Origin of the sequence: Kocuria sp. PD6, assembly GCF_031844145.1 — a bacterium.
Taxonomy (GTDB): Bacteria; Actinomycetota; Actinomycetes; order Actinomycetales; family Micrococcaceae; genus Kocuria; species Kocuria marina.
Window position 1 is genome coordinate 88,103 of record NZ_JAUZUS010000004.1, and the last position, 25,702, is coordinate 113,804.

Here is a 25,702-nt window from a genome sequence, read left to right on the forward strand (position 1 = left end):
ACCCACTGACGACACAAGGAGAAAATCATGAAACACCTGATGCGCTGTCATGCGGCCACCGTGTGGCTGCTGACCGTCTCCCTGCCCGCTCGGCTCGCACCGAGTAATGACCACCCGGATCGGGGGGACGTACCCGGCTGGGTCATGCTTACGCTCATGTCCGCGGTGCTGGTGGCGGGGTTGTTGCTGATCGCCCGGCCCGCCTTGGAGGGGCTGTTCCAGGATGCCATCAACCGCGTCTCGGGCCTCTGACCCCGCGCTCGACCCGGACGCCGGCAACGCGGTGGCCGAATACGTCATGGTCCTCGCGCTCGCGATCGTGCTGTTCGGCCTCATTCTGCAGGTGGGATTCGCGCTGCACGTGCGCAACACCCTGATCGACGCCGCCGCGGCCGGGGCCCGGTACGCGAGCCTCGCGGACCGCACCGACGAGGACGGCCTCGCCCGCACGCGCGGGATCATCACCGACACCGTGGGCGCGAGGTATGCGCGGGAGATCTCCGTGTCCCGTACCAGCGTGGGGTCACTGCCGGCGGTCGAGATCCGTGTGGTCTCGCCCCTACCGGTCGTGGCCACGCTGGGCCCGCCGCGCGCGCTGGAGGTGAGTGGGCATGCGGTCGACATGGATTCGTGAGGTCCTCGCGCGGCGCGGTTCCGGGGACGATCCGGACCGGGGGAGCGCGATCGTGGAGTTCATCGGACTGGGCCTGCTATTGCTCGTGCCCGTGATGTACCTGGTGGTCACGGTGGCCCGGGTCCAGGCGGGCTCGCTCGCCGTGGTCGCGGCGGCGGACCAGGCGGCTCAGGCCGTGTCCGTTCTCGAGGCCAAGGACCTCAATCGCGTAAGGGTGCACGACGTCGCCGCCGTCGCGGCCCAGGATCACGGTTTCGACCCGCGGGACCTCGCTGTCACGGTGAGCTGTTCGGACGGGACGTGTGAGACACCCGGTTCGGTGGCCCGGGTCCACGCCACCGTCACCGTGGAACTCCCCTTGATGCCGGGGTTCGTCACAGCCAGGATCGCCACGCTGTCCTCGGACGTCACCGTGATCGCGGGGCGGTACTCATGATGCGCGCGATGCTATCCGGCCGCGACGTGATGCGGCCCCTCATCGGTATCGCGACTGCGCAGATCGACGACCTCGACGGGCCGCGGCCACACGAGTGCCCGGCGCAGGGGACGAGCCAGGACCGCGATGAACCGCATCGTGCGAACCCCGAGGATCCTGACTCCGGACAGACCACGATCGTGATGATCGGTTTCGCCCTGGTGACTCTGCTCCTGGTGGTCACAGTCATGGCGATCACCAGCGTGTACGTAGGGGAGCGGCAACTTCAATCGCTCGCCGATCGGGCGGCGGGGGCCGCCGCGGACACGTTCACGAACGTGGACCGCTCCGGTTCGGGTCCGCCCACACCCATCCTCACGAACGGGGCGGTGGCCGCCTCGGCCACGAGTTACCTGGGGACCGTGGGGGCTTTCCACCATGTCAGCGGGCTGTCCCTCGCGGCGCCCACGGGATCGGCGGACGGGACGACCGCCCAGGTCACGCTTTCGGCCGTGGTGCATCCGCCGGTGGTCAACGTGTTCATCCCGGCGGGTGTCCCGATCAGCGCCACGGGGGACGCGCGAGCCGTCATGCAGCGGTGATTCACCTCACCCGGTTTGCCGTCTGACCAGCGGTTTCACAGGTGACGTGTTGTGTACCGTTGACGCGTCACTTGCGGAGTGACTTTCCGCGATAAGTAAGACTGTCATGACCGATGCTTCGACCACCACAACCGACACCGCACGCGCAACCTCCTGGGCCGTCGTCCAGCACGGCGGCGCTCCCTCGGTGTCCGTGGGCCTCCTGATCCTGCGCATGGCCCCGATGCTCCGAACGGCCCGATGACGGGAGCCGTCACGAGTGACGCTCCGCCATGAGCGAGGCCCCGCTACAAGCGAGGTGTCGCTATGGACCACGCACCGCTAGGAGCACGGCCACGCTACGCGTGATGCACCGCACTGAACGAAGCACCGATATGACGAAGGCACGGCCGGGAGATTTCCGGCCGTGCCTTCGCCACATTGCAGTGGGCGTGACTCAGCGGCGCAGCATACGCAGCAAGCGACGGGCGGTGGCCACCCGGCGGTATGCGGCCACGGGAGGCACCACGCCGATGAGGCGGCGGGTGGCCTGGCGGCGCACGGTGGAGCGCAGCACCTGACGCAGCACGGGGCCCAGGGTGGATCGGGAACGGCTCATGACAAGACGACCTTTCGAAGGAGGGGATCAGTACTGTTCATGGTTCCGTGGCAGGACCGCGGAGGTGTCGAACGCTTCTCGCTGGCTCACGGTACCGGTGCGGTCGATCACCGTGACGTGCTGCGCGGAACCGCGCTGCGAACCGCCGGTGATGTCCGCACCCGAATCGGCGACCACGTTGATGAGCTCCACCGTGGGACCCACGTGCACGTCGTCGAGCAGCACGGAGTTGCGCACCACGGCCCCGGCCTCGATCACGCAGTTCTGGCCGATGATCGAGTGTTCCACGGTGCCGGCCACCCGCGCCCCGGGGGCCACGTACGAGCGGGAGACCGTGGCGTCGTCGGCGACGAACGCGGGCGGGAGAGCAACTTGGCCGCTCCAGATGGGCCATGCGGGATCGTCGAGGGTCGCGCCGTCGCCGTCGATCAGCTGCATCTGCGCGGTCCAGTAGGACTGGACGGTCCCGAGGTCCATCCAGTACCCCAGGTGCCGGTGCTCGACCACCCGGTGGTGTTCCAGGACATACGGGATGAGGTCCTCGCCGTAGTCGCCCAGCTCGCCCAGTTCGGACTGCAGGGTGTCCAGCGCCGAGAGCAGCACGTCCGTGGAGAAGAGGAACATCTCACCGGCCACAAGGTTGCCCTTGGGCTCCTCGGGCTTGTACGCGAACTCGGTGACCTGGCCGGCTTCGCTGGTGCACACCACGCTGTAGCGGGAGGGATCCTCGGGGACCTCGGTGGTGACCATGGTCAGATCAGCGCGCTTGGTCAGGTGGGTGTCCACCACGGACCGGAAATCGATCGTGTAGAGGTGGTCCGCGGAGAGCACGAGGACCAGATCCGGGTCCGCCTCACGGATGATCGTGCTCTGGCGGTAGATGGAGTCCGAGTTGCCGCTCGCGAAACCCTCGCCGTGGGACCCCTCGTAAGGCGGCAGGATCTGCAGCCCGCCGTGGGAGCGGTCCAGGTCCCACGGGCGACCACCGGCCATGTAGGCGTTGAGGTCGTGGGGCAGGTACTGCTGCACCATCCACACGTCCGGGATGTGCGAGTGCGCCAGGTTGGACAGGGACACGTCGATCAAGCGGTACGTGCCGCCCACGGGCAACGCGGGCTTGACCACGTGATCGGTCAGGGCGCCCAGTCGAGACCCCTTGCCTCCCGCCAGGATGAGTGCGAGTACGGTGGGGCGTTCCATCGGCGGGCTCCTCGGCAGTGGGGTCGCAGGGAATCCTACCGACTCACGGACCCGGGGGCCATGACGTAAAGTGATGTGTCATGGCCTCCATTGACTACGCTGCAGAAATCCGTGCCCTCCGAGCCACCTACGACTCCGTGGCGGCGGTCAGCGACGTCGAGTCCATGAAGAAGCAGATCGTCGTCCTGTCCGAGCAGGCCGCGGCCCCGGACCTGTGGGACAACCCGGACGAGGCCCAGAAGGTCACCTCGCAGCTATCGCACCAGCAGAGCAAGCTGGACCGGCTCAGGAAGATCTCCGGGCGCATCGATGACCTCGAGGTCATGGTGGAACTCGCGGAGGAGGAGGACGACCAGGACACCCGGGACGCCGCCGCGGAGGAACTCGAGTCCATCCGCAAGGCGCTGTCCGAAATGGAGATCCAGACCCTGCTGGCCGGCGAGTACGACGAACGCGAGGCCGTGGTCACCATCCGCTCGGGCGCCGGTGGTGTGGACGCCGCGGACTTCGCGGAGATCCTCATGCGCATGTACCTGCGCTGGGCGGAGCGCCACGGGTACCCCACCAAGGTCCTGGACACCTCCTACGCGGAAGAGGCGGGTCTGAAGTCGGCCACGTTCGAGGTCAAGGCGCCCTACGCGTTCGGGACCCTGTCCGTGGAGGCGGGTACGCACCGGCTCGTGCGGATCTCTCCGTTCGACAACCAGGGGCGGCGCCAGACGTCCTTCGCCGCGGTGGAGGTCATCCCGCTCATCGAGTCCGACGACACGATCGAGATCGCGGAGTCCGAGTTGAAGGTGGACGTGTTCCGCTCCTCGGGTCCCGGTGGTCAGTCCGTGAACACGACCGACTCCGCGGTGCGCATGACCCACATCCCCACGGGCATCGTGGTGTCCATGCAGAACGAGAAGTCGCAGATCCAGAACCGCGCGGCCGCGCTGCGCGTGCTGCAGTCCCGCTTGCTGCTGTTGCGCCAGCAGGAAGCGGACGCCAAGAAGAAGGAGATGGCGGGGGACGTGAAGGCATCCTGGGGTGACCAGATGCGCTCGTACGTGCTCAACCCCTACCAGATGGTCAAGGATCTGCGCACCAACTACGAAGAGGGCAATCCCAGTTCCGTGTTCGACGGCGGGATCGACTCGTTCATCGACGAAGGCATTCGCTGGCGCGCGGACGCCCGCCAGCACGACGAGGACTAAGGGCTCCACGCCGCACGACGACGCCGCCCCGCCCGGCAGGTGCCCCGCGCACCCCGGGCCGGGACAGCGGCGTCGTCCCCGGCGGGACCCGGTGAAGGAAGAACAGGCCGATGGCCAAGAAGAACGCTGATGACGGCCGCCAGATCGTGGCCAACAACAAGAAGGCGCGCCACGACTACAACATCTACGACACCTATGAGGCCGGTCTGGCGCTCATGGGCACGGAGGTGAAGTCGTTGCGCATGGGGCGGGCGTCCCTGGTGGACGCGTTCTGCCAGTTCGACAACCGCGGCGAGCTGTGGCTCGAACACGCCCACATCCCGGAGTACCTGCAGGGCTCGTGGACCAACCATTCCGCGCGGCGGCGGCGCAAGCTGCTGTTGCACCGCTCCGAGCTGGATAAGATCGCGGGCAAGACGCGCGAAGCCGGTTACACCATCATTCCGCTGTCCCTGTACTTCGTGCACGGCAAGCGCGTGAAGGTGGAGATCGCGGTGGCGCGCGGTAAGCGCGAGTATGACAAGCGCCAGACCCTGCGCGAGAAGCAGGACAACCGCGAGGCCCAGCGCGCCATGCGCTACCGCAACATGCGCGGCTGAGCCCTTCGACTCACGGCGTCCCGGCCGGTACCTCCAGTGCGAGGTCCCGGCCGGTCCAGTTCCTGCGCAACCAGCGGTCGTGGGAGGCCACGAGCACGGTCCCCGGGTAGTCGGGCACCGCCGCCTCGAGCTGCGTGGCGAGCACGAGTGAGAAGTGGTTGGTGGGCTCGTCCAGCAACAACACGTGCGGCGGGTCCGCGAGCAGCACCGCCAGGGCGAGCCGACGCCGCTGACCCACGCTGAGCTCACCGACCCGCCGGTTCTCGTCCCGCCCGGCCAGCAGGCCGAACGTCCCGAGAGGAACGGTCTCCGCGCGATCCTCTCCCACGAGCTCATGGTAGATATGGGCCGCCGTGTGCTCCGGGTCGGCGCCGGGCAGTGTGGCGTCCTGATCCAGTAACCCCACGCGTACGCCGGGTGCGGCGTGCACGGAACCGCGCGTGGGTTCCAGTCTCCGGGCGAACAGGCTCAGCAGGGTGGATTTGCCCACGCCATTGGAACCCGTGATGAGCCACGACTCACCCGCGCTCACGGTCAGGGACACGGGTGCCATCCGTCCCGCGACCTCGGCCGCGGAGGCGGTCAGTACCGGACCCGTGCGGTGCAGTGCGGCCTCCGATCCGGACAAACCCGCGGTGAGTCCCTGGAAGTACAGCTCCCGGGGTGGCTTGCGGATCTGCTCGTCTTCGACGGTGGCCAGGCGGGCCCGCGCGCCGTTGACCCGTCGGGAGACCACCGTGGCGTTGCGGTCCGCGTAGAACTTCTTCGCCGCACGACCCTCCGTCTTGGGGGACCGGCCGCTGTGGCCCACGGTCTGCTGCTCCCGCACGGCCGCGCGGAGCTTCTTCAGTTGCGCCTGTTCGTCCCGGTACGTGCGTTCCCAGCGCTCGCGGGTATCCATGCGGGCGAGCACGTACTGGGAATAGGTGCCGCCGAAGCGGGTCACGCCGATGCCCGTCCCGGTGCCGTCACCCACGAGGTCCGAGGTGACGGCATGCGGTCGGGGTGCGGGGTCCAGGTCCACGAGCGAGGTCACGGCGGTGTCCAGGAATGCGCGGTCATGGCTCGCCAGTAGTACCGGTCCGTGCCACGACCGCAGGGTCGCGCGCAGGAAGTCCGTGGCGGCGTCGTCCAGGTGGTTCGTGGGTTCGTCGAGCAGCAACACGTCCGGGGTGGAGAGCAGCAGCCAGGCCAAGGACAGCCGTGAGCGCTGTCCGCCGGACAGGGCACCCGTGGACCGGTCACGATCCACGCCTCCCAGGCCGAGCCCGTCCAGGGTGACGTCGATGCGGGTGTCCACGTCCCACGCGCCGATCCGTTCGGCAGTGTCCAGGGCGGCGGCGTACGCGGTGGCGGCACCCTCGTCCTCCGGGGCGCGGGCGAGAGCGTCAGCTGTGCGGTCGACGGCGGATGCTGCGTCCCGCACGGTCCGCACCGCCGACTCCACGGCCTGGGCCACGGTGTCGTGCGGCGCGAAGGGGGGTTCTTGGTACAGCAGGCCCACGCGCAGCGGATCGCCGAGGCCGACGGCGCGGACCTCACCGGCGTCGGGCGCGCGCAGGCCCGCCACGATGCGCAGCAGGGTGCTCTTGCCGGAACCGTTCTCTCCGATCAGACCCGTGGGATCACCCGCGGTCACGGAGAAGCTGATGTCCGTGAGCACCCGGTGGGAGCCGTAGGAGGCGGAGATGCCGGACACGCGGATGTGCGCGGCCGTATTAGGGGTGGCGGGAGAATGCGGGGGATGAGCCATGGGTGTCCTCGGATAGCCGGGATCCCCGCCGGGCAGCGGCCACGGGCGCGGGGAGGTCGAATGGCTCATCGGAACATGCGTTACACCCTAGGGCATCCCGCGGGGGAGGGCCAGGGCAGGGCAGCACGGGTGGAGCCGGCGCAGTCCGAGGAGCCCGGTCCGCAATCCCTGCCGATTTGACGGTGTGGCTAGGGCGGGCGTAGTCTGATGTGTCCACGCGCGGGCGAGTCACTGAGATCCGTCGGCACGTGGAAGCTCATTGAAAAATGAATACGGGGATGATCGGTTTCGACGATGTGAGTTGAGACAGGGGAAGCGGGTCGAGGACGCAGAGTTATCTCGTAAACGCTCTCTGTAAAACAATAAGTGCCAAATCCAAGCGCACTGACTTCGCTCTCGCTGCGTAAGTAGCGACAGCAGTCTGGCAGCCCAGGTTCACCTTCGACCTGGATCCTGCCATCAGCTAGAAGGTCACTGCTGCGGACGCAGGTTACGGGCGTTCGTGGGACTCTTACGTAACTGAGTTCGGCGGTCACTCGTGTGCGAGATGACCGGAACTGAGAAACCTGTAAGCACACTGCACCCGGAGAAGCCCTGACAATGCTGCATCGGACGGGGGTTCAATTCCCCCCATCTCCACTGTCGTCCTGTCCCAGGACGTGAGAAGACCCTGAACCATTGGTTCAGGGTCTTCTTGTTTGCCTGAGCCCGGGAACATCTGAGTCCCGAAAAAGCACGCGGCCGAGGGCTCCGAGTGCGTTATCGGGACATATTTGTGTCCAGGGGTCCGCGTTCGGAAGGACGAGCACGGGAGCCCGGCGGACCCGAGGTCCATGTCCGCATGCGTCCCCGACCGGCGGGAGTCCTCGGGCCTAGGGTGGAGGCAGGACGGACCCCACAGTCCCCAGTCCTTCGGCACGCGTTCACCGTGCGGGTGGAAGTGGCCGCACCCCTGACCGTGGGCCGGACCGCCGCCGGGACACGCAGGGTCGCACCGATCACCGGCGGCTCAGTGACCGGTCCTCACGGCTCGGGACGGGTGCTGCCCGTGGGAGCCGATTACCAAGTGGTTGGTACCGAGGTCTCCTGGCTCGAGGCCAAGTACGTCCTGGAACTCGCCGAGGGTCACCCGGTCTACGTGGGCAACCGTGCGATGCGGGTGGCCAGCGCGGAGGACTCCCGGGCCATCGCCCAGGGGATCCCGGTGGACCCACAGCGGGTGTACTTCCGATGCGCGCCCGTGCTCACCGCGGACGAGGACGGTCCGTGGGGGTGGCTCAACCGCACCGTCTTCGTGGGATCGGGGGAGCGGGACCCGGACCGTGTCCGCCTGGAGATCTTTGCGGTGCAGTGAGGCGTGGAGAAGTGCGGTGAGGTGGGCCGACCTTACCTGGGGGCGGAGGTCCCCGGCAGGGACCTTCCGCACCTTGCAGCGGTGGGCCCGGGCCTGTGCAGTCCGCACATGGAACGAGGACCAGGACCCACGCCCGCGCCCCGGGAACATCTGTGCTGCGATAAAACCGTGTACCGGCCGGTACATGTGCGTGGTGCAGCACAGTGGTTCAAGGCGGCCGGAAGGGGTGTGCCCGAGCGGGGTGGGCTGGGGCGTCCCCCGGTGTTCCCGGCGCGATGTGGAAGACTTGAGCCGGAAACCCATCATCGAAACCGAGAGGTAGGCGCTTCCATGAGTGAGCGGTCCAACGATCAGGCGGGTTCGTCCTCGGCCTCCCACCGGGACCAGCCGCAGTACGGTCAGTACTCCGACGACCGGGTTCAGAGTGCGGGCGGGACGCAGCAGCCCGAGTACGGCCAGTACAGCGATCCGTCCGCTCAACAGGGCGGCCAGGGTTACGGGAACAACGCCTCCCAGGCCGGCGGCTACGGCACCGCCGGACAGTCCGGCACGTCCGATCAGTACGGCTCGTCCAACCAGTACGGTGCCTCCACCCAGTACGGTGGTGACGACCAGTACGGCCAGTCCGGTCAGCAGTCCTACGGAGGCCAGGCTTACGGTAATCATGGCTACGGCAACCAGGGCTACGGCGCCGGCGGCTACCCCCAGCAGGGTTACGGCGTCCAGGGCCAGGACACCCAGGGTCGCTACCCCACGCACTACCAGAACGAGTACAACCAGGGTGGTTACGACAACCAGGACGGCTACGGCAACCCCTACGCTCCGGTGCCGGGCCGCGGGCTGGGCATCGCCTCACTGGTGCTCGGTATCCTGGGCATCCTCACGTTCTGGCTCGCCGGTCTGGGCGGTGTACTGGGCCTCGTGGGCCTGATCCTCGGCATCATCGGCGTGGTCAAGATCCGTAAGTCGCGCCGTGGTTCCCCGGCACTCGCGGTCGTGGGCATCGTACTCTCCGCACTCGCGCTGCTGGGAGGCATCCTGATGGCCGTGCTGTTCGCCTGGGTCTTCGGTCAGGCCGCCGACTGCATGGACCTCGCGGTGGCCGGAAACGACGCCGCGTACCAGGAGTGCGTGCAGAACGCCCTCAACGATTCCTTGAACTCCTGAGGTCCCCGCGGGTGATCCCGCCCCTCGGATGAGACGGACGAGCCCGGTGTCACGCACGTGACACCGGGCTCGTTCAGTCCTGGGGGGCGCCGGTACCGAGGACGTCCAGAGCGGCGTGGTGCAGGAGACCGTTGCTGGCCAGGGCGTTGTCCCCGAAGGGACCGTCCTGCCCGGCCAGGGACGTGAAACGCCCGCCGGCCTCGGTGACGATGGGCACGAGCGCGGCCATGTCGTAGAGGTTGAGTTCGGGTTCGCACGCGAGGTCCACCGCGCCCTCGGCGACCATACAGTAGGACCAGAAGTCCCCGTAGGCCCGCGTGCGCCACACGGAATCGGTGAGCTCGATGAACTGCTGGCGCACACCCAGATCCCGCCATCCGCTCAGGGACGAGTAGGACAGCGATGCGTCCGAGAGCTGGTTGACTGAGGAGACCGACAAGCGCGTGGCCTGCGAGAGTGAGCGCCCCGTGAAGGCCCCCGACCCGGCGGCGGCCCACCAACGGCGGTTGAGCGCCGGCGCGGACACCACGCCCAACACCACCTCACCGTCCTCGATCAAACCGATCAGCGTGGCCCACACGGGTACGCCGCGCACGTAGTTCTTGGTGCCGTCGATCGGGTCGATGACCCACTGGCGGCCGCCCGAACCCGTGGTCCCGAACTCCTCACCGATCACGGCGTCCCGGTTGCGTACGCGCCCCAGTTGCGCGCGGATCACTTGTTCGGCCTCGCGGTCCGCGTCCGTCACGGGTGTGAGATCGGGTTTGGTCTCCACGGTGAGGTCCTGGGACTTGAACCGTTTCATGGTCAGTCCGTCCACGGAATCCGCGAGGATGTGGGCCAGGCGGAGGTCGTCCGTGTAACTGCTGGGTGCACGCATGCGTCTACGTTATCGCTTGTCCGAGCTGCTTCTCGCTGTCCCCCCGCTGTGTCTGCCCGCGCGACGCCGCGAGCAACCTGCGCAGCGATTCGAGCCGCTGCGGGGCCGCCGGGGAGGCCCCCGGGCGGTGCACCCACGCGTCCAGCGCGCACCCGGGGGAATCCTCCGTGTGCAGGCACCCGCGAGGACAGTCTGCGGTGGCGGGGACCAGGTCGGTGAACGCGTTGAGCAGTTCCTCCTCGGGCACGTGGGCCAGACCCAGGGAACGGATCCCGGGGGTGTCCACGACCCAGGTCCCGGGGCGGGTTCCGGGCACCGTGAGGGCGCGCGCGGAGGACGACGTGTGCCGGCCACGGCCCGTGACGTCGTTGACGCCGCCGGTGGCCCGCTGCGCTCCCGTGAGGGCGTTGACCAGCGTGGACTTGCCCACGCCGGAGGGCCCCAGGAACACGCTCACATGACCGTCCAGCAACGACCGCAACCGCTCGAGGGAATCGGGGGACACGGCCAGGGACTGCTCGTGGATGCCGGCCTCGGGTCGTTCGCCGCGGTCGGTCGCGCGCTGCGTGCTGAGGGTGATCACGTCCAGGTCGTGGAGGTAGTCCAGGAACTCCGTGGGATCGGCCAGATCGGACTTGGTCATGCACACCACGGGGGTGATTCCCGCGTCCCATGCCGCCACCAACCCGCGGTCCACGAATCCCGTGCGGGGGGTGGGAGAGGCCGCCGCGAGCACGAGCACGAGCCGGTCCGCGTTCGCCACGATCACGCGTTCCACGGGATCGGTGTCATCGGCACTGCGACGCAGCACGGTGGTGCGCGGTTCGATCCGCACGATGCGTGCCAGGGTGTCCGGGGCACCGGTGACGTCACCCACGACGCCCACGAGATCCCCGGGCACGATGGGCCGGCGCCGCAGCTCCTTGGCGCGCACGCACGTCACCGTGCGCGGTTGTTCCTCGTCCTCTCCCACCACGCACGTGTACCGGCCGCGGTCCACGGCCACCACACGTACGATCACGGCGTCCTCGTGCGTGGGTCGCCGCTTGGTGCGAGGGCGGGAGCCGCGCTTGTTCGCGCGGATCCGGACGTCGGACTCGTCCCAGGTCCTGCGGGCCACTGCGTCAGGAACCCCGCCGCACGAGGCGGTCCCACATGCCCGGGAAATCGGGAAGCGTCTTGGCGGTGGTGGCGACGTTCTCCACCCGGATCCCGGGCACGCGCAGGCCCAGGATGGCTCCCGCGGTGGCCATGCGGTGGTCGTGATAGCTGTGGAAGACTCCGGCGTGCAGCTCAGCGGGGGTGATCAGGAGTCCGTCCGCGGTCTCCTCCACGTTCCCACCCAGCGCGTTGAGCTCGGTGCTCAACGCGGCGAGCCGATCGGTCTCGTGCCCGCGCAGGTGGGCGATACCGCGCAGCACGGAGGGGCCGGTGGCTAGCGCGCAGATCGCGGCCACGGTGGGCGCGAGCTCGCCGGCTTCTGAGAGATCCAGGTCCACCCCGGCGATCTCGTCCGGGCCGGTCACGGTGAACGTGCCGCCCTGCACACGGACGTCCGCGCCGAACAGGGGCAGGATCCGCCGCCACTGATCCCCGCCCTGCGTGGTGTGGGCGGGCCAGTCGGGGATGCTCACGGTCCCGCCCGTGACCACGGCCGCCGCCAGGAACGGTCCGGCGTTGGACAGGTCCGGTTCCACGGTCACGTCCAGGCCGGCGACGTCGCTCGGGCTGACCCGCCACGCGGCGTCACCGATGCGCTCGGCGGCCACACCGGCGTCGCGCAGCACGGACACGGTCATGTCCACGTGCGGTAGTGAGGGCACACCGGAGCCGCCCTCGTGGTGCAGTACGAGCGGGGAGTTGAAGCGCACCGCGGAGAGCAGTAGCGCGGAGACGAACTGGGACGAGCCGCTCGCGTCGATCGTCACGGTGCCCCCGGTCACCGATCCGGTGCCGACGACGCGCAACGGCAGCGTGCCCCGGCCGTCGTCCTCGACGGACACGCCGAGCTCGCGCAACCCCGCGATCACGGGACCCATGGGACGCACGCGCGCTCCGGCGTCGCCGTCGAAATCCACGACCCCGGAACATAGCGCCGCCAGGGGCGGGACGAAGCGCATCACGGTACCCGCAAGACCGCAGTCCACGGCCACGGGCCCGGTGAGAGTATGCGCGCGGGGCAGGGGGGTGATCCGCAGATCCGGACCGAACGGCCCCGGGTCCGGCAGCGCTTCGATCACCGCGCCCAACTGCTCGAGCGCGGTGATCATGAGCCTGCTGTCACGCGAGTGCAACGGCTTGCGCAGCACGGACGGTTCATCCGCGAGGGCCGCGAGGACCAGATACCTGTTGGTCAGGGACTTGGAACCGGGGACGGCCACCGTGCCTCTCACGGCGGCCCCCTCCGAGAAGGGGGCCCGCCAGTGAGCGGCATCCAGGGCTTGCGGTTCGCCGTTGCTCGGCATCACGTGGCGCGGTGCTCCTAGTTGGAAACGGCGTCCTGGACGGCCTTCTCGGCCTGCTCCAGCTTCTTCTTGGTGTCCTTGCCGACCTTGACCGCGTTCTTGCGGACATCGTCGGCGAGGTGGCTAGCGCGCCACACGAGGGACGGGTTGCCCGAAGTGTCCACGGCCGCGATCATCACGGCACCCAGCAGGGACACGTTCTTGAGCAGGTCCGACCGGCGGGCGGCCTTGCCCTCGGTGGTGCTCGCGTCCGCGGAGCGGTATTGGGTGTAGCCGTTGAGCGCGGTGGTGCCGAGCAGCACGGTGGACGACAGGCGCGGGAGCTTGCTCGCGGCGAGCAGCGACGCCGCGACGACCTGGGCGGCGGCGATGCCCTGTGCGACCTGAGCGCGGTTGGCGGTCACGGGGCGCACCTGCGGGGCGGCGCTCTCGAGGGCCTTGAGGACCGGGTCCAACTGCTTCGCGGCAGCGGACGAGTTGCGGAACGCGTTGACGCCCCCGGCGATGTAACCGGTGGCGAGCAGCGGGCGGGCGAGACGACGAACAATGCTCATGGTTCTCCTCCTTACGGCCCCGGCATCTCCGGGTACGCACTGTAGCCATCCTATCGGCCCGAGTTCGCGCCGCCGCCGGGAATACTCGCACGGCGCGTGCGTGTTATCCACGGTGTACAGAAGTGCCACATATGTGACGTAACACTCGGCAACGACCAGGGAAGTGGGTGACGGCGGAGGATGACGGCCCCCACCTTAGACTGGGACGTGATGAACGATCAGCGAACTCACGATTCCCATCCGGTGGAACACCCCGAAGAGGTGCCCGCCGGAGCGGAAACCACGCAGCAGCGCCGTGAGCGTTTCGAACGCGACGCCATGCAGTACGTGGACCAGCTCTACGCCGCGGCATTGCGCATGACCCGCAACCCGTCCGATGCCGAGGACCTAGTGCAGGAGGCCTACACCAAGGCGTTCTCCGCATTCCACCAGTACAAGCCGGGGACCAATCTCAAGGCCTGGTTGTACCGGATCCTGACCAACACGTACATCAACCTGTACCGCAAGCGGCAACGCGAACCGCGCCAGGCCAACACGGACACCGTGGAGGATTGGCAGCTGCACCGCGCGGAGTCGCACACCTCCACGGGACTGCGTTCTGCGGAGGCGGAGGCGTTGGACCACCTGCCGGATTCGGACGTCAAGCGAGCCCTGCAGGAGTTGCCCGAGGAGTTCCGTCTGGCGGTGTACTTCTCGGACGTGGAGGGATTCGCGTACAAGGAGATCTCCGAGATCATGGACACGCCCATCGGAACCGTGATGTCCAGGTTGCACCGTGGCCGCAAGCTTCTGCGCGAGAAACTGGGCGACTACGCCCAAGAACGAGGATTCGACACGTCCAAGGTCCAGAAGAAGACCAAGGACGGCGCACGAGCGAAGGATCGAGGCTAGAGCATGACCGCGAAACCGTGTCACAACGGCTGCACCGACGAACGCATCCAGCGGATCTACGAGTACCTGGACGGGGCACTGACCACCGAGGACCTCGAGGAGATCCACGCGCACCTCACGGACTGCGCCGACTGCGAGCGCGAGTACAACCTGGAGTGCGTGATCCGCTCCGTGGTGAAGCGTTCGTGCTGCGAGACCGCGCCGGACGAGCTCAAGCGCTCGATCCTCGCGCGCATCGACGCCCAGTGCAACGAGCACCCCGCTGCCTGAGGACCGGGCGGCGCCGGTACCGGGCGGGATGAATCGCCGGCGGCACCCAGCGGCGTGAGTGCTCAGCCGCGCAGGGACCCGGGGAACGAAGTACCCGGTGACGCGGATCCCTCGGCCAGAGCGAAGCCCCCGTGACCGATGACGGTCACGGGGGCTTCGGGATGCGTTCGCCGAACCTCAGGAATTGGGCCGCTTGCCGCGGTTTGCCGAGTTCTTGCGACGATCCTTGCGCTTACGTCCACGCTTGCTCATGATGTACCTCCTGCGATGATTGGCTGGGACATCGTCTGTCAGTATCTCACATTCCGGGCGGTGCTCATGCCACCGCTTTGGTGTCGCCCATGCCATAGGGGTGCCCCCGGACCCTGCGGCCAGCGCCGCGGGTGGTATCACCCGGAACCGCCGCCACGCATTGCGGCGGTCGCCGCGGTCGCCACGGCGAGAGGCGAGAGCCTCAGCGCGGCTCGGGCAGCTGCAGCCAGTCGTACCACCCGCGGTGCAGCACAAGCCACGCGATGAGCCCGTAGCCGGCCTGACCGGGGTTGCCGTGGTTGGCGGCGAGGTCCTTGCGCCACTGCTCATGGTGCTGCAGGGGGTTGAACGTGTCCACGTACACGTGGTTGCGCCGCGTGGTCACGTCCCCGTAGGCCGCGGAGAGGTCCGCGATCTTGCGGTTGCGCTGCGGGTCCAGGGTGGGCGGGGGACCCACGACGAGTACCTTGGTGTTGTTCTGGGTGGCCTGGTCCACGATGTTGGCCATGTTCAGCCGGGACCGGGCGGAGGTGATCCCCAGGTCGATGTCCAGGGCGGACGGCGCGATCACCAGACGGTTGTCGCACGCGGAATCGAAGCGGCGGGAAGCTTCCGCGAACCAGTGGTCGTTGAGGGTCTCACTGCCCTGACCAGGCGCGGCGAGATTGTAGGCGTCCACGGGAACCACGTCTCGGGGGGTGCGCGCCATGACTCGTCCGAACCAGCCGAGCGCGCGGGGGTCGTCCACGCCGGCCAACAATTCGTCTCCCACGGCCACAATGCGGATCCTGCGTTGGTCCACTCTTCTTACATCCTTCGCTAGCTGGGACCCGGGGGGCCGTCTCGCGACGGCCCCCCGGGCGGATCATGCCCGGTGATCGGGCGGGGGCGTACGACGCCGCGCAGCTCGCGGTCCCGTGCGCCGGGCGGCACTCACTCGCCGCGGGCGAACGCCTGCTGCACCAGGGTCTCCAGCTCCGCCGTGTGGCGCTTGGCCGAGCCGTTGGCGGGGGAGGCCGAGGCGGGGCGGGACGCGAGCGTGACCGGGCGGTCCAGCTGCGGCACGAGGTTCACGGCCATGAACGGCCACGCACCCTGGTTGGCGGGTTCGTCCTGAGCCCACAGGATCCGGGCCTCCGGGTAGCGCGCCAGCTGTTCCTTGATCTCGTCCACGGGCAGCGGGTAGAGCTGCTCCACGCGCACGATCGCGGTGGAGTGGTCGTCCGACTTCTTCCGCTGGGTCACGAGGTCGTAGTACAACCGACCGGAGACCAGGATGACGTCGGTGACCTTGGCGTCGTCGAGCCCGGCGGTGTCCGGGATGACCGTCTGGAAGCCGCCCTGCGTGAACTCCTCCACCGGGGACGCCGCGGCCTTCAGGCGCAGCAGCTGCTTGGGCGTGGCCACGATCAGCGGCCGGCGCGGGCGCGAGTACGCCTGGCGGCGCAGCAGGTGGAAGTGGTTGGCCGGGGTGGAGGGCTGGGCCACGATCATGTTCTTCTCCGCGCACAGCACCAGGAAGCGCTCGATGCGCGCGGAGGAGTGGTCGGGTCCCTGGCCCTCGAAGCCGTGCGGCAACAGCATCACCAGGTTGGAGCGCTGACCCCACTTCTGTTCCGCGGAGGAGATGAACTCGTCCACGATGGTCTGCGCACCGTTGGTGAAGTCACCGAACTGCGCCTCCCACACCGTGAGCGCCTCGGGGCGTTCGACGGAGTAGCCGTACTCGAAGCCCAGCACGCCGTACTCGGAGAGCAAGGAGTTGTAGATCGAGAACCGTGCCTGGTCCGCGGAGAGGTGGTTCAGCGGGGTCCATTCGGCACCGTTCTCGGCGTCGAAGAACACCGCGTGGCGCTGCGTGAACGTACCGCGGCGCACGTCCTGACCGGACATCCGCACCGGGACACCGTCCATGAGCAGCGAACCGAAGGCCATGAGCTCGCCCATGCCCCAGTCGATCCCGCCCTCGCGCGTCATCTCGCGGCGCTTCTCCGCGAGCTTGTGCAGCTTGCGGTGCATCGTGAAGCCCTCGGGCAGGTCCACGTGGGCGTCACCGATGCGGTGAGCCGCTTCCTCGGAGATGGCCGTGGTCTTGGGCACGGACACCCCGGAATCGGCCTGCTGCGCGGACGGCCGCTCGATGTTGGCGATCGCGGCGGCGTCCCCGGTCACGAGCGGGACCGTGGAGGTCTGGGCCTCATGGGTCTCGGCGAAGACCCGCTCCAGACGCTCCTGGTAGTCCTTCAGAGCGCGGTCCGCTTCTTCCTGCGTGATGTCCCCGCGGCCCACGAGGTTCTCGGTGTAGACCTTGCGCGTGGAGCGCTTGCCGTCGATCAGGGAGTACATCAGCGGCTGGGTCATCGAGGGGTCGTCGCCCTCGTTGTGCCCGCGGCGGCGGTAGCACACCAGGTCGATCACGACGTCGCGCTGGAACCGCTGGCGGTACTCGAACGCGAGCTGCGCCACACGGGCCACGGCCTCGGGATCGTCCGCGTTGACGTGGAAGATCGGGGCCTGCACGGTACGCGCGACGTCCGTGGAGTACGTGGACGTGCGGCCCGCAGAGGGCGCGGTGGTGAAGCCCACCTGGTTGTTGACCACCACGTGGATGGTGCCACCCACGTTGTAGGCCTCGAGCCCGGACATCTGCATGACCTCGTAGACGATGCCCTGTCCGGCCATCGCGGCGTCACCGTGGACCTGGATGGGCAGCACGGGGTACTCACCGTTACCCTCCGGCCCGGCGCCCAGCACGTCCGTCTTGGCGCGGGCGATGCCCTCGATCACCGGGTCCGCGGCCTCCAGGTGGGAGGGGTTCGCGGCCAGGTACACCTGGGTCGCGTTGCCGTTGTCGGAGGTGAACACGCCCTCGGTGCCCAGGTGGTACTTCACGTCACCCGAGCCCTCGGCGGCGCGCGGGTCCTGGCTGCCCTCGAACTCGCGGAACACCTGGGCGTAGGACTTCCCGGCGATGTTGGTCAGCACGTTGAGGCGGCCGCGGTGGGCCATCGCGATGCCCACACCCGCGAGGGAAGCATCCGCGGCCTCGGAGATGATCGCGTCCAGCAGCGGGATCAGCGACTCGCCGCCCTCCAGCGAGAAGCGCTTCTGACCCACGTACTTGGTCTGCAGGAAGGTCTCGAAAGCCTCGGCGGCGTTGAGCCGCTCGAGGATGTGGAACTGCTCCTCGCGCGCGGGCTTCTGGTAGTCACGCTCGAGCTTGGACTGGAACCATTCGCGCTGCTCGGGCTCCTGGATGTGCATGTACTCCACGCCCACGGTGCGGCAGTAGGCATCCCGCAGCCGACCCAGGATCACGCGCAGCGTGAGCAGGCTCTGGCCGCCGAAACCGCCGGTGGGCCACTCGCGCTCCAGGTCCCACAGGGTGAGCCCGTAGGTGCGGATGTCCAGGTCCGGGTGCTTGCGCATCACGTACTCGAGCGGGTTGGTGTCCGCCATGAGGTGACCGCGCACGCGGTAGGAGTGGATCAGCTGCTGGATCCGGGCGACCTTGTTGATCTGGATCTCGGGGTTGACCTGGTTGTCCACGGCCCAGCGGACGGGCTCGTAGGGGATGCGCAGGGCCTCGAAGATGTGGTCGTAGAAGTCATCGCCGCCCAGCAGGTAGTGCTCCACGAGCTTAAGGAACTCACCCGAACCGGCGCCCTGGATCACGCGGTGGTCGTACGTAGACGTCAGGGTGATGACCTTGGAGACCGCGTTGCGTGCGATCGTGCGGGGGGAGGCACCCTTGTACTCGGCGGGGTAGTCCAGCGCACCCACGCCGATGATGCACGCCTGGCCCTTGGACAGTCGCGGCACCGAGTGCACGGTGCCGATGCCACCGGGGTTCGTCAGGGACACCGTGGTGCCCGCGTAGTCCTCCATGGTTAGCGCGCCATTGCGCCCGCGCTTGACGATGTCCTCGTACGAGGTCCAGAACTGCTGGAAGGACATCTCTTCCGCACCCTTGATGTTGGGCACCACCAGGTTGCGGGAACCGTCCTTGTTGGGGATGTCGATCGCGATCCCGAAGTTCACGTGCGCGGGATGCACCGCGGCGGGCTTGCCGTCCACCTCGTCGTAGATCACGTTCTGGGACGGGAAGTTGGCGAGCGCGCGGATCACGGCGTAGCCCACGAGGTGGGTGAAGGACACCTTGCCACCGCGGTTACGGGCCAGGTGCGAGTTGATCACCAGGCGGTTGTCGATCAGCAGCTTGGCGGGCACCGCGCGCACCGTGGTGGCGGTGGGCACGGTCAGGGAGGCGTCCATGTTGGCGGCCACGGCCTTGGCGGGACCGCGCAGCTTGACCACGGTGTCCTCGGCGGGTTTGTCCTGGCCCTTGTCCTTCGCACGGTCCTCCGGCTGCGCCCGGATGGGGCGCTTGGTTCCGGAGCCCTCGCTGGTCTCGGTCTCGGTGTCCACGCCTTCGGGTCGTCCCTTCGCCTTGGAACCGGTGGTCGACGGCGCCGGGGACTTGGCCCGCTGCGCCTTCCTGGGCGCCTCCGCGCCGGCACCGGAGGTGTTCTGCTCGGTCTTGGACGAGGTTGACGCCGTCCCGGAGGCGGGCTTGTTCTCGCCGAACGTCCCGGAGGAGGCCTTGTCCGCGGACGTCTTGGCGGCGGCGTCGTCGCGCCGTCCAGCGGGACGATCACCCCCGGACGTCCGCGCAGCCGCCCCCTGGGACGGGGCGGCTGCTGAGGTCTTGGTGTCGGACGTCTGGGTATCGGACTGGTCGTCGCCGACCATCTGTTCGAAGATGGGCCACCACTTCTTGTCCACCGAGTTCTTGTCCGCCTGGTACTTGTCGAACAGCTCGTCCACGAGCCATTCGTTGCCGGCAAATTCTTCAGGGATAAGGTGACGCGGCTGGTCTGGCACTAGTGATACGCCTCTTCCATCTGTGCTGGGTGTCCCGGGCGGCGAGCTGGTCCTTGCGGCCCTCGTGTGGCTCCCACGGAGCTTACCGGCCGCGGGACTTGCGAACTGGCTTCGCGCACGCAAAGCCGTACCGGTTTTTCAGTCTAGTGAGGCATCTGGACGGTTGCCACCTACCCGCCGGCCCGCCCGCCGGCCCGCGGCGGAGCACGTAGACTCTCCTTTTGTGCGATTCCTGACGACACCCACCACGGACCTGACCTACAATGACGTCTTCCTGGTGCCCTCGATGTCCCGGGTGACCTCCCGGTTCGACGTCGATCTGGCCCCCGCGGACGGCACCGGTTCCACCATCCCGCTCGTGGCCGCGAACATGACCGCGGTGACCGGGCGGCGCATGGTCGAGACCATGGCCCGGCGCGGCGGTCTGGGCATCCTGCCCCAGGACATCCCGCTGGACGTGATCGCGGAGGTGACCTCGTGGGTCAAGCAGCGCTCGCCGCGCTACGAGACCCCCGTGGTGATGCACCGCAGCAACACCGTGCACGACGCCCTGGGGATCATGCACAAACGCCCCCACGGCGTGGTCATCGTCGTGGACGCGGACGAGCACTACGCCGGCATGGTCCTGGACTCCGACTGCCGGGACGTGGACCGCTTCACCCAACTGGGGGACCTGGCGCATTCGGAGGGCCCCGAGTTCCAGGACAGCGACTTCCCCGTGGACTCCGACCCGGAGGTGTTGCGCGCCGCCTACGAGACGATGTCCGCCGCGCGCGTCAACGTGGCCCCGGTGCTGCGCGGACGCGAGGTCGTGGGCATCCTGACCCACCAGGGCCTGGTGCGTTCCACGATCTACGCACCCGCCCTGGACGACGACGGCCGGTTGCGCGTGGGTGCCGCGGTCGGAATCAACGGGGACGTCTCCGGCAAGGCCGAGCAACTGCTCGAGGCCGGGGTGGACGTCCTCGTGGTGGACACCGCCCACGGTCACCAGATCAAAGCGTTGGAGGCCGTGTCCACCGTGCGGGCCCTGCACCCCCGGGTGCCGATCGTGGCCGGCAACGTGGTCACCGCGGACGGCGTGCGGGACCTCGCGGGCGCGGGTGCCGACATCATCAAGGTGGGCGTGGGCCCCGGGGCCATGTGCACCACGCGCATGATGACCGCCGTGGGTCGCCCCCAGTTCTCCGCCGTGGTCGAGTGCGCGGAGGCCGCGGCCGATCTCGGCAAGCACGTGTGGGCCGACGGCGGGGTCAAGCACCCGCGCGACGTCGCCCTCGCGCTCGCGGCCGGCGCGAGCCAGGTGATGGTCGGATCCTGGTTCGCGGGCACGCACGAGAGCCCCGGTGAGATCAATATTGACGCCAACGGGCGCGCCTACAAGGAGTCCTTCGGGATGGCCTCGGCGCGCGCCGTGCGCCACCGCACTGCCGGGGAGGACCGCTTCGCGCGGGCCCGCAAGGCCCTGTTCGAGGAGGGCATCTCCAACTCCACCATGTACCTGGACCCCCAGCGCCCCGGCGTGGAGGACCTGCTGGACCACATCACCTCCGGGGTGCGCAGCTCCATGACGTACGCCGGTGCGGCCACGCTCGAGCAGTTCGCGGCGCGCGCCGTGGTGGGCATCCAGTCCCAGTCCGGGTACGACGAGGGCCGCCCCCGCTCGGAGTCCTGGGCCTGAGCGGCCCGTTCTCACCACGCCCCTTATTGAGAATGGTTCATGATATGCTCACGCACGGCTACATGACATTGATTCTCATTGGCGGGAGACGGGGGTCGGACGAGGGAGATGGACGATGACCGCAGGGCGCAGCGTGCGCAGGGGTAGGACGAGCGTGTTGGGCGCGGGCGTGGTGGTGGGTCTCGCGCTCGCCGGGTGTTCGAGCGGGACCGCGTCGGACGCGCAAGGTTCGCCCGGTGCGGGGAAGATCGCCGTGGTCACCTCCACGAACGTCTACTCGGACCTCGCGTCCCAGGTGGGTGGCGACAAGGTCTCCGCGACCCCCGTGATCGACTCGAGCGCCCAGGACCCCCACTCCTACGAGGCCACCCCCCAGGACCGGCTGAAGGTGGAGAAGGCGGACGTCGTGGTGTGCAACGGGGGTGGGTACGACCAGTTCATGACCGATCTGGCCTCCGGCGGCCAGCACGTGGTGGACGCCGTGGAGGCCTCCGGTCTGCAGCGAGAAGAGGACGCGCACGACGACCACGACCACGGCTCCGGGCACCACCACCACGGCGACTTCAACGAGCACGTGTGGTACGACGTCGAGAGCATGCAGATGGTCGTGGACCGCATGGCCGAGCAGCTCGGCCAGGTGGACCAGCAGAACGCCGAGTACTACCGGGACAACGCCGCACGCGTGAAGAACGAGCTCGGCACGGTCGAACAGAAGGTCGAGGGGATCAAGGCCTCGGGCGGATACATCGCGACCGAGCCTCTGCCCGGGTACCTCCTGCAAGACGCCGGCCTGCACGACGAGACCCCGCAGGCGTTCACCGAGGCCATCGACGCCGGCTCCGACGCCGCACCCGCGGTGCTCAACGACACCCTCGGGCTCGTCAAGGGCAGCGACGTGAAACTGCTCGCCCTCAACAAGCAGACCTCCACGGGGCAGACCGACCGGTTGCGCTCGGACGCCGGGGACGCCGGCAAGCCCGTGGTGGAGTTCACCGAGACCATCCCGGACGGGCTGAACTACCAGCAGTGGATGACGCAGAACGCGGACCGCGTGGCCCACGCGCTCCAGAAGTAGGGACATGAACGCACCCCAATCCGCACCCGAGGTGGCCGCCCGTTCCGGGGCCGACGACGCCGTCGTCCGGCTCAGGGACGCGCGCCTGGCCTTCGGGGACCGCACCCTGTGGTCCGGTCTGGACCTGATCGTCGCCCCGGGGGAGTACCTCGCGGTCCTGGGCTCCAACGGGACCGGCAAGACGAGCTTCCTGCGCGTGCTGCTGGGACTGCTCCCGCTCACGAGCGGGACCGTACGCGTCAACGGGACCCGTCCGCGGGCCGCCTCCGCCCGCGTGGGGTACGTGCCCCAACAGCGCGGCTTCCCGGCGCGCACGCCGCTGCGGGCCCGGGACCTCGTGGCGCAGGGCGTGGACGGGCACCGCTGGGGGATCCGACTGCATCCGCGCCGCGTGCACCGCACCGTGGACGAGTTGCTCGAACGCGTGGGTGCCACCGACTACGCGGACGCCCCCGTGGGCGTCCTGTCCGGGGGCGAGCAACAGCGCCTGCGCGTGGCCCAGGCGCTCGCTGCGGACCCCACGCTCGTGCTGTGCGACGAGGCCCTGCTGTCCCTGGACCTGCATCACCAGCACGTGGTGAGCGAACTCGTGCACGAACAACGTGAACGCAGCGGGTGCGCCGTGGTCTTCGTGACCCATGACGTGAACCCGATCATCGAGCACGTGGACCGGATCCTCTACCTGGCCAACGGCTCGTTCCGGATCGGCACGCCGGAGCAGGTGCTGCGTTCGGACGTGCTCTCCGAGCTGTACGGGACCCGCGTCGAGGTGCTGCACAGCAACGGTCGCATCCTCGTGGCCGGGCGCCCGGACAGCTCCCACCACACCGATTCCCCGGAGGAGCTGATCCTGTGAGCCTGGCCGCGATCGACTGGAACTCATTGTTCGGTTCCGTGTTCGTCTTCGACAACTACGGCGAACTGCTGTCCCTGCTGCGCAACTCCGTGTGGGCGGGCGCGGTGCTTGGCTTGGTGGGCGGGCTCGTGGGCACGTTCGTGATGATGCGCGATCTCGCGTTCTCGGTGCACGGGATCGCGGAGCTGTCCTTCGCCGGTGCCGCCGCGGCCCTGTTGGTCGGCTCCGATGTGGTCACCGGGTCCCTCGGGGGGTCCGTGCTCGCCGCGCTCATCATGGGGTTCATGGGCCTGCGCGCGCGGGAGGGCAACTCGTTCGTGGGCGTGCTCATGCCCTTCGGCCTGGGGCTCGGGATCCTCTTCCTGTCCCTCTACGAGGGCAGATCCTCCAACAAGTTCTCCCTGCTCACGGGCCAGATCGTCTCCGTGTCCTCCCTGCAGTTGACGTCGATGATCGTGCTGTCCGTGGTGGTGCTCGCCACGATGCTTGTGATGTGGCGGCCGCTGACGTTCGCGAGCACGGACCCGCTCGTGGCCCGGGCCAAGGGGCTGCCGATGCGCTCGTTGGCGATCGTGTTCATGGTCGTGCTGGGGATCTCGGTCGCGATGTCCGTGCAGATCGTGGGCGCGCTGCTCGTGCTCGCGCTTCTGATCACCCCGGCCGCGGCGGCCATGAACCTCACCTCGAGTCCCGCGCGCACGGTGGTGCTCTCCGTGGTCTTCGCCGAGCTCGCCATGGTGGGCGGGATCCTCCTGGCGCTGGGCGGCAACGTCCCGATCAGCCCGTACGTCACGACCATCTCGTTCGTCGTGTGGCTCGTCTCGCGGTGCGTGCGCGCGGTGCGTGAGCGCTCGTCGTCGTATCGCCGTTCGACACCGCGGTCGACGATGCCGCTCGGCGCCGGTCGCGCGGTTCAGAGCAGGACGCGCACCGCGGCGGGGAGCACCTTGAGCGAGGCGGGCAGCGGACCCAACCGTTCGCCGTCGCCGTAGGCCGCGTCCCGCGGTTCGGAAGGGATACCGTGGGCTGCGACGGTCGCGGCCGTGGCGGGCACCACGGTGACCTCCCGCAGGGATTCGTGCGTGCCCAGGAACAAGCGGGGGAATAGCCACGCGAGCCGCAGCGCGCCCACGTCGGAGACCATGAACAGCTCACCCGAGCCGTCCGTGGGATCCGCGCGGGGAACGATGGTCAGCCCGCCCCCGATCGACGAGGTGTTGGTCAGCGCCAGGAAGGTCAGCGTGCGGTCACTCACGTGGCACGCGCCGTCCGGGCCGGTCCAGCTCAGGTCGTAACGCCGCGCGCGCATGGAGACGGCCTCCACGGCGAGCGCGGCGACGTACTTGACCGAGTGCGTGACGCTGGACCAGCGGTTGGCGCGCGCGTTCACGCGGGCGTCGAGGCCGAGGCACACCGCGGTCGCGCACACGTGGTGGCTGCCGTCCGCGCACGTGACGTGCACGAGGTCCATGCTGCGTTCGGGGGACTCGAGTCCGCGCAGCACCCGGCCCGCCGCGCGTTCGACGTCCCCCACGGGTACACCGTGGAACCGGGCCAGATCGTTGCCGGAACCGGCCGGGATCAGCCCGAACGGGAACTCGACGCCCTGCTCGCGCAACCGGTTCAGTGACTGCAGGACCAGGTGGACCATGCCGTCTCCGCCGACCGCGACGACCGCGGCGATCCGGGTGGACGCGTCGCGCAGGGTCGCGGTGAGATCGCGGGAGAGGACCTGGGCGGTGGCCGCGCTGAGCGGTCGGGGGTCGTAGCCGCCGGCCCGCAGGATGCCCACGGCGCGCTCGCACGCGTTCCGGCCCACGAGGGAGGCGCCGTTGTGGACGAGCAGGATCTCGCGGCGTGACATCCGGGTCACCGGGCGGGTTTCGCGGTTTCTCGGGCGTCGGAGGACTCGACGCGGCCCCGGGCCCCGCACTCGGCACAGATCCCGGAGATCTCCACGGTGTGGTCCACGTCCGCGTAGCCGTAGCGGCGCGCGGTCTCCTCCGCCCATGTCTCGACGTCCGGGGCCTCGAGTTCCACGGCCGCGCCGCACGAGCGGCACACGATGTGATGGTGGTGGTGCTCGGCCTCGCACCGGCGGTAGATGGCCTCGCCCTCGGCGTTGCGCAGCACGTCCACCTGACCCAGCTCGGCCATGGACTGCAGGATCCGGTACGTGGTGGCCAGGGACACCGACTGTCCGCGATCGCGCAACAGCCGGTGCAGGTCCTGCGTGGAGATGAAGTCCTCCAACCCCTGCAGCGCGCCGGTCACGGCACGGCGCTGCTTGGTGTTGCGAACCTCCGCGGTTCCGGTGGTCTTGGTGCTCAACCCAGGTGTCCTTTCCGCGAGCGGTCGTCCGGGACATCTTAA

Annotated in this window: 26 protein-coding genes and 1 other RNA gene; 15 read left to right on the forward strand and 12 right to left on the reverse strand. The window is 68.7% G+C overall.

The window, feature by feature from the left end; translation table 11 throughout:
• Positions 1 to 27: 27 nt before the first annotated feature.
• From Q9R22_RS04835 to Q9R22_RS04850, 4 genes are read left to right on the forward strand one after another with little or no spacing between them, the layout of a single operon-like run.
• Complete coding sequence (locus Q9R22_RS04835) at positions 28 to 252, forward strand: hypothetical protein (protein ID WP_131332647.1); 225 nt, start codon at positions 28 to 30, stop codon at positions 250 to 252.
• Positions 224 to 634, forward strand: a complete 411-nt coding sequence (locus Q9R22_RS04840) for a TadE/TadG family type IV pilus assembly protein (protein ID WP_242670640.1) — start codon at positions 224 to 226, stop codon at positions 632 to 634. Before Q9R22_RS04835 ends, Q9R22_RS04840 begins: the two co-directional genes overlap by 29 nt.
• Positions 612 to 1,070, forward strand: coding sequence for a hypothetical protein (locus Q9R22_RS04845; RefSeq protein WP_231885499.1), 459 nt, complete (start codon positions 612 to 614; stop codon positions 1,068 to 1,070). The genes Q9R22_RS04840 and Q9R22_RS04845 overlap by 23 nt, the downstream gene beginning before the upstream one ends.
• 8 nt (positions 1,071 to 1,078) lie before the next feature.
• On the forward strand, positions 1,079 to 1,651 hold the full coding sequence (locus Q9R22_RS04850; RefSeq protein WP_242670642.1) for a pilus assembly protein TadG-related protein: 573 nt from the start codon (positions 1,079 to 1,081) through the stop codon (positions 1,649 to 1,651).
• 436 nt (positions 1,652 to 2,087) lie between these two features.
• Here Q9R22_RS04850 and Q9R22_RS04855 read toward each other — a convergent pair whose 3' ends face one another.
• Together Q9R22_RS04855 and Q9R22_RS04860 are read right to left on the reverse strand one after the other, a co-directional pair.
• Positions 2,088 to 2,249, reverse strand: coding sequence for a hypothetical protein (locus Q9R22_RS04855; RefSeq protein ID WP_156523380.1), 162 nt, complete (start codon positions 2,247 to 2,249; stop codon positions 2,088 to 2,090).
• 27 nt (positions 2,250 to 2,276) lie between these two features.
• Positions 2,277 to 3,449, reverse strand: coding sequence for a glucose-1-phosphate adenylyltransferase family protein (locus Q9R22_RS04860; RefSeq protein WP_131332648.1), 1,173 nt, complete (start codon positions 3,447 to 3,449; stop codon positions 2,277 to 2,279).
• A gap of 80 nt (positions 3,450 to 3,529) precedes the next feature.
• On the opposite strand from Q9R22_RS04860, the gene prfB reads away from it, so the two are divergent.
• Entirely contained in the window at positions 3,530 to 4,648 is a 1,119-nt protein-coding gene (gene prfB / locus Q9R22_RS04865) for a peptide chain release factor 2 (protein WP_131332649.1), read from the forward strand.
• Between the two features lie 110 nt (positions 4,649 to 4,758).
• Positions 4,759 to 5,247 (forward strand): SsrA-binding protein SmpB, encoded by a 489-nt coding sequence (smpB, locus tag Q9R22_RS04870; protein ID WP_055085472.1) that lies wholly within the window; start codon positions 4,759 to 4,761, stop codon positions 5,245 to 5,247.
• Positions 5,248 to 5,257: 10 nt separating this feature from the next.
• Here smpB and Q9R22_RS04875 read toward each other — a convergent pair whose 3' ends face one another.
• Complete coding sequence (locus Q9R22_RS04875) at positions 5,258 to 7,000, reverse strand: ABC-F family ATP-binding cassette domain-containing protein (RefSeq protein WP_131332650.1); 1,743 nt, start codon at positions 6,998 to 7,000, stop codon at positions 5,258 to 5,260.
• Between the two features lie 274 nt (positions 7,001 to 7,274).
• Here Q9R22_RS04875 and ssrA point away from each other — a divergent pair.
• The 3 genes from ssrA (at position 7,275) to Q9R22_RS04890 (ending at position 9,521) form a co-directional block, all read left to right on the forward strand.
• Positions 7,275 to 7,642: a transfer-messenger RNA gene (gene ssrA / locus Q9R22_RS04880) on the forward strand.
• Positions 7,643 to 7,841: 199 nt separating this feature from the next.
• Positions 7,842 to 8,354 carry a DUF3237 family protein gene (locus Q9R22_RS04885; protein ID WP_131332651.1) on the forward strand — a complete coding sequence of 171 codons (513 nt, stop codon included), beginning with the start codon at positions 7,842 to 7,844 and terminating at the stop codon, positions 8,352 to 8,354.
• 330 nt (positions 8,355 to 8,684) lie between these two features.
• Entirely contained in the window at positions 8,685 to 9,521 is an 837-nt protein-coding gene (locus Q9R22_RS04890) for a DUF4190 domain-containing protein (RefSeq protein WP_131332652.1), read from the forward strand.
• Positions 9,522 to 9,594: 73 nt separating this feature from the next.
• Here the strand turns inward: Q9R22_RS04890 and hisN are convergent, their stop codons facing one another.
• The 4 genes from hisN to Q9R22_RS04910 are packed head-to-tail and all read right to left on the reverse strand — an operon-like array spanning position 9,595 to position 13,420.
• Positions 9,595 to 10,401, reverse strand: coding sequence for a histidinol-phosphatase (gene hisN, locus Q9R22_RS04895; RefSeq protein ID WP_131332653.1), 807 nt, complete (start codon positions 10,399 to 10,401; stop codon positions 9,595 to 9,597).
• A gap of 4 nt (positions 10,402 to 10,405) precedes the next feature.
• Positions 10,406 to 11,521, reverse strand: coding sequence for a ribosome small subunit-dependent GTPase A (gene rsgA, locus Q9R22_RS04900; protein ID WP_311254109.1), 1,116 nt, complete (start codon positions 11,519 to 11,521; stop codon positions 10,406 to 10,408).
• 4 nt (positions 11,522 to 11,525) lie between these two features.
• Entirely contained in the window at positions 11,526 to 12,866 is a 1,341-nt protein-coding gene (gene aroA / locus Q9R22_RS04905) for a 3-phosphoshikimate 1-carboxyvinyltransferase (RefSeq protein WP_131332655.1), read from the reverse strand.
• A 17-nt stretch (positions 12,867 to 12,883) separates the two neighbouring features.
• Entirely contained in the window at positions 12,884 to 13,420 is a 537-nt protein-coding gene (locus Q9R22_RS04910; protein WP_064845833.1) for a DoxX family protein, read from the reverse strand.
• Between the two features lie 210 nt (positions 13,421 to 13,630).
• On the opposite strand from Q9R22_RS04910, the gene Q9R22_RS04915 reads away from it, so the two are divergent.
• Together Q9R22_RS04915 and rsrA are read left to right on the forward strand one after the other, a co-directional pair.
• The gene (locus Q9R22_RS04915) at positions 13,631 to 14,311 is read left to right on the forward strand and encodes a sigma-70 family RNA polymerase sigma factor (protein WP_131332656.1); all 681 of its coding nucleotides are present in this window, start codon (positions 13,631 to 13,633) and stop codon (positions 14,309 to 14,311) included.
• Between the two features lie 3 nt (positions 14,312 to 14,314).
• Positions 14,315 to 14,581, forward strand: a complete 267-nt coding sequence (gene rsrA / locus Q9R22_RS04920) for a mycothiol system anti-sigma-R factor (protein ID WP_131332657.1) — start codon at positions 14,315 to 14,317, stop codon at positions 14,579 to 14,581.
• A 177-nt stretch (positions 14,582 to 14,758) separates the two neighbouring features.
• Here the strand turns inward: rsrA and Q9R22_RS13305 are convergent, their stop codons facing one another.
• The 3 genes from Q9R22_RS13305 to Q9R22_RS04930 form a co-directional block, all read right to left on the reverse strand.
• Positions 14,759 to 14,833, reverse strand: a complete 75-nt coding sequence (locus Q9R22_RS13305) for a 50S ribosomal protein bL37 (protein ID WP_098054049.1) — start codon at positions 14,831 to 14,833, stop codon at positions 14,759 to 14,761.
• A 202-nt stretch (positions 14,834 to 15,035) separates the two neighbouring features.
• The gene (locus Q9R22_RS04925) at positions 15,036 to 15,635 is read right to left on the reverse strand and encodes a GDSL-type esterase/lipase family protein (RefSeq protein ID WP_098054024.1); all 600 of its coding nucleotides are present in this window, start codon (positions 15,633 to 15,635) and stop codon (positions 15,036 to 15,038) included.
• A 131-nt stretch (positions 15,636 to 15,766) separates the two neighbouring features.
• Positions 15,767 to 19,717 (reverse strand): multifunctional oxoglutarate decarboxylase/oxoglutarate dehydrogenase thiamine pyrophosphate-binding subunit/dihydrolipoyllysine-residue succinyltransferase subunit, encoded by a 3,951-nt coding sequence (locus tag Q9R22_RS04930; protein ID WP_131332658.1) that lies wholly within the window; start codon positions 19,715 to 19,717, stop codon positions 15,767 to 15,769.
• Positions 19,718 to 19,940: 223 nt separating this feature from the next.
• Here Q9R22_RS04930 and Q9R22_RS04935 point away from each other — a divergent pair, with 223 nt between their 5' ends.
• The 4 genes from Q9R22_RS04935 to Q9R22_RS04950 all read left to right on the forward strand — a co-directional run bounded on the left by Q9R22_RS04935 (position 19,941) and on the right by Q9R22_RS04950 (position 24,321).
• On the forward strand, positions 19,941 to 21,398 hold the full coding sequence (locus Q9R22_RS04935) for a GuaB1 family IMP dehydrogenase-related protein (RefSeq protein WP_131332659.1): 1,458 nt from the start codon (positions 19,941 to 19,943) through the stop codon (positions 21,396 to 21,398).
• A 115-nt stretch (positions 21,399 to 21,513) separates the two neighbouring features.
• Positions 21,514 to 22,473: a metal ABC transporter solute-binding protein, Zn/Mn family gene (locus tag Q9R22_RS04940; protein ID WP_131332660.1), complete on the forward strand. Its 960-nt coding sequence runs from the start codon at positions 21,514 to 21,516 to the stop codon at positions 22,471 to 22,473.
• Between the two features lie 4 nt (positions 22,474 to 22,477).
• A complete protein-coding gene (locus tag Q9R22_RS04945; RefSeq protein ID WP_131332661.1) occupies positions 22,478 to 23,329 on the forward strand; it encodes a metal ABC transporter ATP-binding protein in 852 nt (283 codons plus the stop codon).
• Complete coding sequence (locus Q9R22_RS04950; RefSeq protein ID WP_131332662.1) at positions 23,326 to 24,321, forward strand: metal ABC transporter permease; 996 nt, start codon at positions 23,326 to 23,328, stop codon at positions 24,319 to 24,321. Before Q9R22_RS04945 ends, Q9R22_RS04950 begins: the two co-directional genes overlap by 4 nt.
• Here Q9R22_RS04950 and Q9R22_RS04955 read toward each other — a convergent pair.
• Together Q9R22_RS04955 and Q9R22_RS04960 are read right to left on the reverse strand one after the other, a co-directional pair.
• Positions 24,243 to 25,193 carry a diacylglycerol kinase family protein gene (locus Q9R22_RS04955; RefSeq protein WP_131333895.1) on the reverse strand — a complete coding sequence of 317 codons (951 nt, stop codon included), beginning with the start codon at positions 25,191 to 25,193 and terminating at the stop codon, positions 24,243 to 24,245. The two genes, Q9R22_RS04950 and Q9R22_RS04955, sit on opposite strands and share 79 nt — an antisense overlap.
• A gap of 5 nt (positions 25,194 to 25,198) precedes the next feature.
• On the reverse strand, positions 25,199 to 25,660 hold the full coding sequence (locus Q9R22_RS04960; protein WP_064845348.1) for a Fur family transcriptional regulator: 462 nt from the start codon (positions 25,658 to 25,660) through the stop codon (positions 25,199 to 25,201).
• Positions 25,661 to 25,702: the final 42 nt, after the last annotated feature.